Raw genomic sequence first — 11,520 nt, 5'->3', positions numbered from 1 at the left:
CCCGCTGCCCCTGCATCGACCCCCGGCGAATCGACTCCACCCCTCTCCCGTCGCGAGCTCCGCGAGCGCGAGCGCGCTCTGGCCCTCGCCTCCGACGTCTCGCTGGCGAGCGGCTCCGACGACCTCCTCGCGGCTCCGACGGCGGAGCAGCTGCGCGAAGCGGAGCGCCGCGTCGCCTCGATCCGCAGCGCCCCGGCCCCCGTCCCCGCACCGCGCGCGACGCCGCTCCGGCCCGTGCGCCGGGCCCGGGTCGGCGGACTCGTCGCCCTCTCCTTCGTCGCGGCCATCGTGGCGGCGACCTCTCTGCCGGCCACATCGCTCCTGACCGCGGAGGACGTGCAGGCGCAGAGCCTCTCGACCCCCTTCGGCGCCGACGCCCGCCGCGGCGCGCAGTCGTTCGTCGCCGGCGAGGTCAGCGCCGAGACGGTCGCCCGCGACGGGTTCGGCGTGCAGGAGCGCAAGACGCAGACCAACGTCGCCGACATCGTCCGCACCTCCGACACCGGCTTCACGAACGACCCGAACGCGTCCATCCAGTGGCCCTTCGCCGTCGGCGTGCCGGTGGGCGACCGCTTCGGCTACCGCAACTGCGCGGGCTGCTCGGTGAACCACGGCGGCACCGACTTCAACCCGGGCGACGGCTCGCCCATCCAGGCGATCGCCGACGGCGTCGTGCGCACGGTCATCGACGGCGAGGGCTCGCTCGGCGTGCACGTGATCGTCGACCACGAGATCGACGGGCAGCTCGTCTCGAGCGTGTACGCACACATGCAGCACGGCTCGGCGGCCGTGTCCGAGGGCGACCCGGTGAAGGTCGGTCAGCTCCTCGGCCTGGTGGGCACGACCGGCATGTCGACCGGCCCGCACCTGCACTTCGAGATCCGCCTCGACGGCGTGACGAAGGTCGACTCCTACCTCTGGCTCAAGGCCAACGCCGGGCGCTGACCCGGCGGCGGGACGCGGGAGCCGCCGGGCGGACCCCGCGGCCCGCTACTCCGCGTGCAGCCAGACCGTGGTGTCGGCGGGCAGCGCCGGCTCGTGCAGCTCCTCCGAGGACAGCACCACGGAGCCGACGGGCAGCTCGACCGGAGCCTCGCCGAGGTTAGCGATCACCGTGACGGCTCCGTTGCGGAACGCCACGACGTCCTCCGGGTAGCCCTCGAGCCATTCGACGGCGCCGGAGCCCAGGTCCTCGGCGCGGCGCACCGCGAGCAGGGACCGGTACAGCTCTAGCGTCGAGCCCGCGACACCGCGCTGGCGGTCGCGCGCGAGCGGCGCCCAGTCGCCGGGCTGCGGCAGCCAGGAGTCGCCGGTGCCGCTGAAGCCGTACGCGGGTGCGTCCGCCTCCCACGGGATCGGCACCCGGCAGCCGTCACGGCCGTAGCGCTCGCCGCCCGTGCGGAACCAGGTCGGGTCCTGACGCGCCGAGTCCGGCAGGTCGATCGCCTCGGGGAGCCCGAGCTCCTCGCCCTGGTAGACGTAGGCGGAGCCGGGGAGCGCGAGCATGAGGGCGGTCGCGGCACGAGCGCGGCGCAGCCCCAGGACGGGGTCGGGGAGTCCCGGCGTGCGCGGGCCGATGCCGTAGCCCTGCGGGTTGTCGGACGTCAGTGCCAGGCGGCTCGCGTGGCGCACGACGTCGTGGTTCGACAGCACCCAGGTCGACGGGGCGCCGACGGCGGCGAAGGCCTCGACGGAGGAGTCGATGATGTCGCGGAGGGCGGGTGCGCTCCACGGGGTCTCGAGGTAGGCGAAGTTGAAGGCCTGGTGCATCTCGTCGGGGCGGACCCAGCGGGCGAGCTTGGAGAGCGGCTGCACCCACGCCTCGGCGCAGAGCACGCGGTCGTCCGGGTACTCGGCGAGCAGGGAGTGCCAGTCGCGGTAGATCTCGTGGACGCCGTCCTGCGCCCAGTAGGGGGCGGTGGCGGGCTCCTCGCCGTCGGCGGGAGCGACTCCGCCCATCGACCCGCTGTCGGCGGGCGGCGTGTAGTCGGGCAGCCCCTCGGCCTTGATCATCCCGTGCGCGACGTCGACGCGGAAGCCGTCGACGCCGCGGTCGAGCCAGAAGCGGAGGACCTCCCGGAAGCGCTCGCGCACCCACTCGTTCGTCCAGTCGAAGTCGGGCTGCGAGGTGTCGAAGAGGTGCAGGTACCACTGGCCGGCCGAGCCGTCGGGCTCCATGACGCGGGTCCACGCGGGGCCGCCGAAGACAGACTCCCAGTTGTTCGGGGGCAGCTCGCCCGACTCGCCCCGGCCGTCGCGGAACAGGTAGCGCGCCCGCTCGGCGCTGCCCGCGGGAGCGGTGAGCGCCTCCTGGAACCAGCGGTGGGCGCTGGAGGAGTGGTTGGGGACGAGGTCGACGATGATCCGGATGCCCAGGGCGTGAGCGCGGGCGAGCATCGCGTCGAAGTCGGCGAGGGTGCCGAAGAGCGGATCGACGTCGCAGTAGTCGGCGACGTCGTAGCCCGCGTCCTTCTGCGGCGAGGTCATGAAGGGCGAGAGCCAGATCGCGTCGACGCCGAGCTCGGCGAGGCTCTCGAGGCGCGAGGCGATGCCGGGCAGGTCGCCGATGCCGTCGCCGTCCGCGTCAGCGAAGGAGCGCGGGTAGATCTGGTAGATGACGGCGGTGCGCCACCACTCGGCTGCCCGGCGGTGCTCGGCCTCGGAGTCGGGGCCGGGGGAGTTCTCGGGCGCGCCGGAGAGAGCGGAGTCCAGGGTCATGGGGTCGAGTTTATCGGGCGGCTCAGGGGCGCCGGGGGCACGCCCTCCGCCGTCCCGTACAGTCGACGGGTGATCGATGAGACGCCGGACGAGGCCCGAGCCCGACGCCGACGGGCGCTGCTGTGGGTGGTGCCGCTGCTGGTGCTGCTGGTCGGCGGCCTGGTCGCCGTCACCCTCGCGATCGGCGGATTCGCGCTGCGCAGCATGACCGGCGCCTCCGCCGTGCAGCTCGTCCTGGTCGCCTAGGCGGTGGCGGCCGGGCCGTCCTCGTCCTCGGGCGGGGGCTCGGAGGAGGTGCGCGCCCGCTCCTCGGACGCGTGCGCGGTCTCGGGCCCGGTCGCGCGGGCCTGCTCGTCGGCGCGGGTGACCGCCTCCGCGAGCTCGTCGGCGACGAGGTACCCGGGAGAGACGGCCTCGGCCCGGTAGGCCGCCCGGCCGACCATGTGCGCCGAGACGGGCACGGTCAGCAGCTGGAAGCCGATCACCAGCACGATGGTCCCCGCGGCGGCGAAGCCGGGGTTCCGGATGGCGACCGCGAGCATCACGCAGATCAGTCCGAGCACCTGCGGCTTCGTGCCCGCGTGCATCCGGGAGAGCAGGTCGTCGAACCGCATCAGGCCGATCGCGGCCAGCAGCGAGAGCAGGGCGCCGACCAGCAGCAGCACAGCGGTGAGCACATCGAAGAACAGGTCCATGTCAGTCCTCCTCGCGGTTGGCCATGAACTTGGCGACGCTGATCGATCCGAAGACGGCGAACAGCGCGAGCCCGAGCGCGACGGGCAGGGTCCGCGCGTGGTGGTTGACCGCCATCTCGGCGCCGATCCCGCAGATGATCGTCGCGACGAGCACGTCGGCCGCGACGACCCGGTCGAGCACGGACGGACCGCGGAGGATCCGCACGAGCGCGAGCAGGCAGGCGGCGCCGAAGACCGGCACCAGGATCCAGATCAGCCAGTCGATCACCGGACCACCCCCGATCCGGCCTCGATCGGCCGATTCACGCGCTGCACGTCCTCGCGGGAGCCGATGGCCCGGACGATGCGCGCTTCCGTCCGGAGGACCGTCCGGCGCACCTCGTCGATCCGCTCGCCCTCGTCGTGGGTCACGCCGAGCACGTGCAGGTAGAGGACGTTCAGCTGCGGGTCCACGTCGATCACCAGGGAGCCGGGGACGAGCGAGACGGCCTCAGTCGTCCAGACGAGCATCCCCTCGGAGCGGCTGCGCAGGTGCACGGCGACGATGGCGTTGTGCACCGGGACGGGCAGGGTCAGGATCTGCCAGGACACCCGCACCGAGGCCACCGCGATGTCGGCCAGCAGGCGCAGGAGGAAGAGGAGCACGAACCACGGGTTGATGCGGTTCGAGAACTCGACCGGCGGCAGGTAGAACACCCGGGTGATCAGCAGGGCGACCAGGAAGCCGGTGACGATCGACAGCACCGAGACGTCGTCCCAGAGCAGCACCCAGATCCCGACGAGGGTCACGAACATCGCGACGCGGTTCCAGATGTCGACGCGGCGGCGGGGGCTCATCGCGGCCCCTCCTCTCCGAAGGACGAGTCGCGGTAGACGGTCGCGATGTAGGTCGCGGGGTCGGCGACGGCGCTCGCCGCTCGCTCGCTCGCGTCGTAGAGGGGACCGGCGCCGACGGTCAGAACGACGCCGACCACGACCATCCCCGCGGTGGCGAGCACCATCATCGGCGGCGAGTGGCGGGTGCGGATGCTGCCCGTGTCGTGGGGGTCCTCCTGCAGCTGGTCGATCAGGGGCGACTCGTAGCCGGGCACCTCCTCCTGGCGGCGCCAGAACACCATGTTCCAGACGCGCGCGACGGCGTAGAGGGTCAGGAGCGAGGTCACGGCCCCGGCGGCGATGACGGCCCAGATCAGCCACGACGGCTGGTCGACGGCCGACTCCGTGCCGGCGACGAAGAGCCCCACCTTGCCGAGGAAGCCGGTGAACGGCGGGATCCCGCCGAGGTTCATCGCGGGGATGAAGTAGAGCAGCGCCAGCAGCGGCGAGGCCTTGAGCAGCCCGCCGAGGCGCAGGATCGAGGTGGTACCGCCGACGCGCTCGATCAGGCCGGTCGCGAGGAAGAGCGTCGTCTGCACCGTGATGTGGTGGATGACGTAGAAGATCGTCGCCGCATAGCCGGCCGGGGTGCCCACGGCGATCCCGAAGACCATGTAGCCGATGTGCGAGACCAGCGTGAAGGACAGCATCCGCTTGATGTCTGCCTGCGCGACGGCGCCGAGGATGCCGACGATCAGCGTCAGCAGCGCCACCACCAGCAGCACCTCGCTCAGCCTCCCGCCGGGGAAGAGCAGGGTCTCGGTGCGGATCAGCGCGTACACGCCGACCTTGGTGAGGAGTCCGGCGAAGACGGCGGTGACCGGCGCCGGAGCCGTGGGGTACGAGTCCGGGAGCCAGAACGACAGGGGGAACACGGCCGCCTTGATCCCGAAGCCGAGCAGCAGCACCACGTGGAGCACCAGCTGCACGTCGGCGGGGAGCTCGGCGATGCGGATCGAGAGCTGCGCCATGTTGACCGTGCCGGTGGCGCCGTAGAGCAGGCCGATGGCCGAGAGGAAGAACACGCTCGAGACCAGGCTGACGACCACGTAGGTCGTGCCGGCGCGGATCCGCGGCGCGGTGCCGCCCAGGGTGATCAGCACGTAGCTCGCGGCCAGCAGGATCTCGAAGCCGACGTAGAGGTTGAAGAGGTCGCCCGCGACGAAGGCGTTGAGGATGCCCGCCGAGAGGATCAGGTAGGTCGGGTGGAAGATCGTGACCGGCGTCTCGCGGTTGCCGTCGACGAGGCCCTGGCCGACCGAGAACAGCAGGACGCCCAGCAGGGTGATCGAGGTGATCACGAGCATCAGCGCGGCGAGCGGATCGACGACCAGCACGATGCCCCACGGCGGCTCCCAGCCGCCCACGTAGACGGCGCTGCCGCCTCCGTCGCCGGTGAGGACCAGCACGAGCATCACCGAGGAGATCACCAGAACGCTCGAGAGCGTCACGATGTTCACGGTGATCTGCGCGCGCCGGTGGCGTCCGAGGATCAGCGCGACGGCCGCTCCCAGGAGGGGGAGGGTGACGACGAGCGGGATCAGGGCGTTCATCGGTCCTCCTTCCTGTCGTCGGTCATGGCGCTCTCCCCGTGCTTGGCGGCGGTGCCCTCGTCGCTGGACTCGAGCAGGACGTCGAGCGCCCGGTCGTCGGCGGTGGTCTGGGCCGAGATGCCCGCCGCGTCCTCGCGGACGGAGGCGTCGGTCTCGTCGTCCTCCACCTGGTCGGCGTTGGCGAGGCGCCAGCGCCGGTAGATCATCGCGAGGAGGAAGGCGGACACCCCGAAGGTGATCACGATCGCGGTGAGGATCAGCGCCTGCGGCAGCGGGTCGGCCATCTCGGCGGCGATCTGCTCGTAGGAGCGCCCGTCGTCGGTGACGAACGGCGCGATGCCCGAGCGGCCGGCCATCAGCAGGATGAGGATGTTGGTCGCGTTCCCGACGAGCAGGAACCCGATCAGGATGCGGGTGAGGCTGCGCTCGAGCATCTGGTAGACGCCCGCCGCGTACATCACCGCCATCACGACGATGAGGACGAGGGTGATGCTCATGCGCCGTCCCCCCTGCCCGGTCCGCCGACGACCGTGGAGCCGGTGGGGAGCGAGGTCTCGAGCCCGTCGACCGTGCCCTGGCCGGGGCCGGGGGTGCTGTCGGTCGAGTGCGTGACGCCGTCGCCCGAGGGGGAGCCCTGCTCGGCCTCCTCGCCGTGGCGGTCGACCTCGCCGCCGAGGCTGCGGAGGATGTCGAGGGCGAGGCCGATCACGATCAGGTACACCCCGATGTCGAAGAGGGTGGACGTGCCCAGGTGGAGCTCGCCCAGCACCGGCACCTCGAGGTCGAGCCAGCTCGATTCGAGGACCTCGAGGCCGAAGGCGAGGGAGGAGACGGCGGTGCCGACGGCGACGAAGAGGCCGAGTCCGAGGACCTTGCCCGCGTCGATCGGCGCGGCCTCGCCGAGCTCGAAGCGGCCGCCGGCGAGGTAGCGCGCGACGAGGGCGAGACCGGCGAGCAGGCCGCCCGCGAAGCCTCCGCCCGGGGTGTTGTGTCCGGTGAAGAGCAGGTAGACCGACACGATCATCGCGGGGTGGAAGAGCAGGCGCACCAGCACCTCGAGCACGATCGAGCGGTTCTCCGGCCGGAGCGTGCGCCCGGCGACGAGCCAGGAGCCCCGGTCGCCGTCGCGCTCGGCGTCGACGGAGGAGGCGGTCAGGTCCATCGCGCGCTCGCGGCGGTCGTCGGCGCTCTGCGACTCGAGGCGGGGAGCGCCTCCGGCCCGGCTGGAGAGGAAGATCAGGCTCGCGACGCCGGTGGCGACCACGACGAGGACCGAGATCTCGCCCATCGTGTCCCAGGCGCGGATGTCGACGAGCAGGACGTTGACGATGTTGCGGCCCTTGCCCTCCTCGTAGGCGAGGCGGGGCAGCTCGGCCGAGATCGGCGTCGCGGTCCGGGCGCCGAGGGCGATGGTGGCGGCGAGGGCCATGACTGCTCCGACCGCGATGCCGATGACGGCGCGCAGGCGCTTGCGCATCGGCTGGTGCTTCGCGGCGATGCGGGTCGGGAGGCGGCGCAGCACCAGGACGAAGACCACGAGGGTCACCGTCTCGATGAGCGCCTGGGTGAGGGCGAGGTCCGGTGCGCCCTGCAGGGCGAAGAGGGCCACCATCCCGTAGCCGGTGGCGCCGGCCAGCAGCACGGCGGCGACGCGGTTGCGGGCGATCGCGCACAGCACCGCCGCGAGGATCATCACGGCCGCGACCGCGAGCTGGCCCGGGCTGTCCCAGAAGACGAGATCGCCCGGCCAGGTGCGGTTGAGGGCGGCCGCACCGCCGACGCCGAGGACGAAGACCGCGAAGATCACCGTCAGGTAGCGGGGGAGCGAGCCGCGCTGGACGGACTCGGTGACCGTGCTGGCGACACTGTCGAGCCAGCGGACGGTGGCCCAGTAGCCCTCGGCCGAGTCGATCCGGTTGGGCAGCATCGACTGCGCGCGCGCGACGGCGACGCGCTTGGCGAAGAGCAGGAGTCCGACGGCGATCACGAGGGCGCTGAGTGCCAGCGCGGGCTCGAAGCCGTGCCAGAGCGCGAGGTGGTAGCCGCCGTGGTCGGAGGCCTCCGCGGCGGCGGCGAGCTCCGGGTCGGCGTCCGGGGCGGCGTAGGGGAGGGTGTCCGCGTAGACGGCGACGAGCGGGTCGAGCACGGAGGCGGCGATCCCGCCGATCATGCTGGCGGCGGCCAGCAGCACCGGGGCGGCGGTGAAGGTCCACGGCTCGGCGTGCAGGTGCGTGTCCTCGAGCCCCTTCTTCCGGGCGAAGGCGCCCCAGAAGAAGCGCGCGGAGTAGGCCACGGTGAGGATCGAGCCGAGGACGAGGCCGACCAGCGCGACCCAGGCCCAGAACGAGCCCTGCTCGATCGCCGAGATCAGGCTCGTGAACACGGCCTCCTTGGCGACGAAGCCCAGCAGCGGCGGGATGCCCGCCATCGACAGCACGCCGACGAGGGCGGCGCCCGCGAGCACCGGCGCCTGCCGTCCCAGGCCGCTGAGCTTGCGGAGGTCGCGCGTGCCGGCGCGGTGGTCGACGATGCCGACGGTGAGGAAGAGCAGCGCCTTGAAGAGGGCGTGGGCGACGAGCAGGGTCAGTCCGGCCAGCGCGGCGTCGCGCGAGCCGAAGCCGACGGCGACGGTCAGGAAGCCGAGCTGGCTGACGGTGCCGTAGGCCAGCACGAGCTTGAGGTCGTACTGCCGGAGCGAGCGCCAGCCGCCGACGAGCATGGTCCAGACTCCGACGCTCACCACCACGGGCAGCCAGACGGAGTCGTCGGCGAAGCCCGGCGCGAGGCGCGCGACGAGGTAGATGCCCGCCTTCACCATCGCGGCGGCGTGCAGGTAGGCGCTGACCGGCGTGGGAGCGGCCATCGCGGCCGGCAGCCAGAAGTGGAACGGCACCAGGGCGGACTTCGAGAACGCGCCGAGCAGCACCAGCACCAGCGCCGTCGACACGATCGGGCCGGAGGGGGCGGCGGCGACGATCCCGGAGAGGCTGGTGGTACCGGCCTGCACGATCAGGACGATGATCCCGACCAGCATCGCCAGCCCGCCGAGAGTCGTGACCAGGAGCGCCTGGAGCCCGGCACCCCGGCTCTCCTTGCGCCCGCTGTAGTGGCCGATGAGGAGGTAGGAGAGGACGCTCGTCGCCTCCCAGAAGACGAAGAGGATGATCACGTCGTCGGCCGTGACCAGCCCGTACATCACTCCGGCGAACGCGGACAGGAGCGCTGCGAACCGGCCCAGCGAGGGCTCGTCGCGGCTGAAGTACGTCGCGCAGTAGGCGAGGACCAGGGCGCCGACTCCGCTGACCACGAGGGCGAGGACGATCGAGAGCGCGTCCAGGCGGAAGGAGAGGGCGATGTCGAGCGCGGGGATCCACGGCACGGACTCGCGGATCTCGCCGCCGTCGAGGATCGTCGGCAGGGCGGTCGCGGTGGCGACGAAGCTCGCGGCCGGGATCAGCGCCAGCGCGTAGAACGTCTTCGGCCCGAACCGGTCCACCAGCCAGGGGGTCACCACGGCGATCGCGAACGAGATCACGAGGATGAGGAGCATCACATGTTCCTCCCAAGGTGTACCCAGCGCATAAGTCGGTCAAGAATATCGGAGCGCCCTCCCGCGGAACCTGAGTGCGCGGAGGCTTGACGGCCCCGTCGTGATCCGTCAGGGCCCTACCGTGGGGAGCATGGCCCGCTCGCTCCTCCCCGACCAGCTCTGCCGACTCCGCGTCCACGACCTCGCGACGGGGGAGTCGACGACCGTCTTCGAGTCCGACTCCGTCCTCGTGGAGGCGCCGAACTGGACTCCGGACGGCTCCGCCCTGATCGTGAACGGCGACGGCGGCCTCTTCCGACTGCCGCTCGAGGGGGCGCCCGTGCTCGAGCCGATCCCGCTCGACGGGGTGCCGGCCGAGCTCAACAACGACCACGTGCTCGCCCCGTCCGGCGGGCTCGCCTACGTCTCGGCGCGCGACGGGCACCTGTACGCGGTCGAGCTCGACGGCTCCGCCCCCGCCCGCCGCCTGACCGCCGAGCGCGAGGGCGCGCGCTTCAAGCACTACCTGCACGGCGTCTCGCCCGACGGCGCGACCCTCGCGCTGATCGGCGGCGGCGACGCCTCCGGGCGGTGGCGGACCGACGTCTACACGATGCCGGCCGGGGGAGGCGCGCTCACCGCCCTGACCGACGACGAGCCGGCGGACGACGGCGTCGACGTCTCGGCCGACGGCCGCACCCTCGTCTTCAACTCCGAGCGGGCCGGGGGCGGGGCGCAGCTGTTCCGCATCGGCCTCGACGGCTCCGCGCTCTCCCGCCTGGTCGAGTCGGACACGGTCGACTGGTTCCCGCACGAGTCGCCCGACGGCGCGCACCTGCTCTACCTCGCCTATCCGGAGGGGACGGCCGGGCACCCCGAGAACGTCGACGTCGAGCTGCGGCTGCTCGACCTCCCCGGGCGCTCGACGCTCGAGCCCGGCCGCGTGCTGGAGCGCCTCCACGGCGGGCAGGGGACGATCAACGTCTCCGGCTGGGCGCCGGACGCGACGCGCTTCGCCTACGCCGACTACCCGCGGCGCTGAGAGCCTGAGTCCTTGCCGCGCATGCGCGGGAGGGGGATCGATCACGGCGGGGAGCGGGTCTTGAATCGGGGGATGAGCATCGACAGCGCAGCATCCTCCTCCGTCACCCGCTCGCCGCTCGGCGACTCCGGCATCGACGTCTTCCCGCTCTCGCTCGGCGGCAACGTCTTCGGCTGGACCGCGGGCCGGCAGACCTCCTTCGACGTCCTCGACGGCTACACGGCCGCGGGCGGTGACTTCATCGACACCGCCGACGCCTACTCCGCCTGGGTCCCGGGCAACACGGGCGGCGAGTCCGAGACGATCATCGGCGAGTGGCTCGCGCAGCGCTCGGGGGACCGGGACGACGTGGTGATCGCGACGAAGGCGGGCCGCCACCCGCAGTTCACCGGCCTCGCGCCCGACACCGTGCGCGCGGCCGCCCGCGCCTCCCTCGAGCGCCTCGCGACCGACCGGATCGACCTCTACTACGCCCACTTCGACGACGAGGCCGTGCCGATGGCCGACATCGCCGCCGTGTTCTCGGAGCTCGTGGACCAGGGCCTGGTCCGCGCGATCGGAGTGTCGAACTTCAGCGCCGATCGCGTCGCGGAGTGGCTGCGCATCGCGGGCGAGGAGGGCCTGCACGCGCCCGTCGCGCTGCAGCCGCACTACAACCTCGTGGAGCGCGGGATCGAGGCCGACCTGCTGCCCCTCGCCCGCGAGGCGGGGCTGGCCGTCGTCCCCTACTCCGCCCTGGCGTCGGGATTCCTGACCGGCAAGTACCGCGACGGATCGACGCCCGAGGGTCCGCGCGCCGACGGCGCCTCCCGCTACCTCGACGGCCGCGGCCGCCGGGTGCTGGCGGCGCTCGATGCGGCGGCGGAGGCGCACGGCGCCGAGGTGGCGACGGTGGCCCTCGCTTGGCTCCGCTCGCAGCCCGGAGTGGTCGCGCCGATCGCCAGCGCCCGCGTGATGGAGCAGCTGCCGGCGCTGATCGCCTCGGCCTCCCTCGAGCTGAGCGCCGAGGAGCTCGCCGCGCTCGACGAGGCGAGCCGGGCGTAGCCGCAGACGGGCGGCCGCGGGGGCGCGTCCCCCGCGGTCATCGACGCTCCGTGGAGGTGCTAT

At 72.5% G+C, this 11,520-nt stretch carries 11 protein-coding genes; 4 read left to right on the top strand and 7 right to left on the bottom strand.

The genetic code is table 11. The features are described from left to right. Positions 1–945 (top strand): M23 family metallopeptidase (locus tag C5C95_RS17955; RefSeq protein WP_104315556.1); only part of this gene is annotated, 945 nt, incomplete at its 5' end. A 45-nt stretch (positions 946–990) separates the two neighbouring features. On the opposite strand, the gene C5C95_RS12315 is transcribed toward C5C95_RS17955, so the two are convergent. After that, positions 991–2,718, bottom strand: a complete 1,728-nt coding sequence (locus tag C5C95_RS12315) for a glycoside hydrolase family 13 protein (RefSeq protein ID WP_104324538.1) — start codon at positions 2,716–2,718, stop codon at positions 991–993. 69 nt (positions 2,719–2,787) lie between these two features. Between C5C95_RS12315 and C5C95_RS17500 the strand changes: the two genes are divergently transcribed. Continuing rightward, on the top strand, positions 2,788–2,964 hold the full coding sequence (locus C5C95_RS17500) for a hypothetical protein (protein ID WP_159939698.1): 177 nt from the start codon (positions 2,788–2,790) through the stop codon (positions 2,962–2,964). Here the strand turns inward: C5C95_RS17500 and mnhG are convergent. The 6 genes from mnhG to C5C95_RS12285 are packed head-to-tail and all read right to left on the bottom strand — an operon-like array spanning position 2,961 to position 9,392. Further along, a complete protein-coding gene (mnhG, locus tag C5C95_RS12310; protein WP_219814759.1) occupies positions 2,961–3,413 on the bottom strand; it encodes a monovalent cation/H(+) antiporter subunit G in 453 nt (150 codons plus the stop codon). The two genes, C5C95_RS17500 and mnhG, sit on opposite strands and share 4 nt — an antisense overlap. Before the next feature lies 1 nt (position 3,414). Then, positions 3,415–3,681, bottom strand: coding sequence for a monovalent cation/H+ antiporter complex subunit F (locus C5C95_RS12305; RefSeq protein ID WP_308470711.1), 267 nt, complete (start codon positions 3,679–3,681; stop codon positions 3,415–3,417). Next, on the bottom strand, positions 3,678–4,250 hold the full coding sequence (locus C5C95_RS12300; RefSeq protein ID WP_104234245.1) for a Na+/H+ antiporter subunit E: 573 nt from the start codon (positions 4,248–4,250) through the stop codon (positions 3,678–3,680). Before C5C95_RS12300 ends, C5C95_RS12305 begins: the two co-directional genes overlap by 4 nt. Beyond that, complete coding sequence (locus tag C5C95_RS12295; RefSeq protein WP_104223613.1) at positions 4,247–5,842, bottom strand: Na+/H+ antiporter subunit D; 1,596 nt, start codon at positions 5,840–5,842, stop codon at positions 4,247–4,249. The genes C5C95_RS12300 and C5C95_RS12295 overlap by 4 nt, the downstream gene beginning before the upstream one ends. Beyond that, positions 5,839–6,339, bottom strand: coding sequence for a Na(+)/H(+) antiporter subunit C (locus C5C95_RS12290; protein WP_104324537.1), 501 nt, complete (start codon positions 6,337–6,339; stop codon positions 5,839–5,841). The genes C5C95_RS12295 and C5C95_RS12290 overlap by 4 nt, the downstream gene beginning before the upstream one ends. Then, entirely contained in the window at positions 6,336–9,392 is a 3,057-nt protein-coding gene (locus tag C5C95_RS12285; RefSeq protein WP_104324536.1) for a Na+/H+ antiporter subunit A, read from the bottom strand. Before C5C95_RS12285 ends, C5C95_RS12290 begins: the two co-directional genes overlap by 4 nt. A 130-nt stretch (positions 9,393–9,522) precedes the next feature. On the opposite strand from C5C95_RS12285, the gene C5C95_RS12280 reads away from it, so the two are divergent. Together C5C95_RS12280 and C5C95_RS12275 are read left to right on the top strand one after the other, a co-directional pair. Next, positions 9,523–10,413 (top strand): PD40 domain-containing protein, encoded by an 891-nt coding sequence (locus C5C95_RS12280; RefSeq protein WP_104324535.1) that lies wholly within the window; start codon positions 9,523–9,525, stop codon positions 10,411–10,413. 72 nt (positions 10,414–10,485) lie between these two features. Beyond that, on the top strand, positions 10,486–11,457 hold the full coding sequence (locus tag C5C95_RS12275) for an aldo/keto reductase (RefSeq protein ID WP_104324534.1): 972 nt from the start codon (positions 10,486–10,488) through the stop codon (positions 11,455–11,457). Positions 11,458–11,520: the final 63 nt, after the last annotated feature.

Origin of the sequence: Rathayibacter sp. AY1B7 (assembly GCF_002932735.1) — a bacterium.
In the GTDB taxonomy this organism is placed as follows: Bacteria; Actinomycetota; Actinomycetes; order Actinomycetales; family Microbacteriaceae; genus Rathayibacter.
The sequence above is the reverse complement of the archived record's forward strand: the minus strand, read 5'-3'. Positions and strand labels throughout refer to the sequence as shown.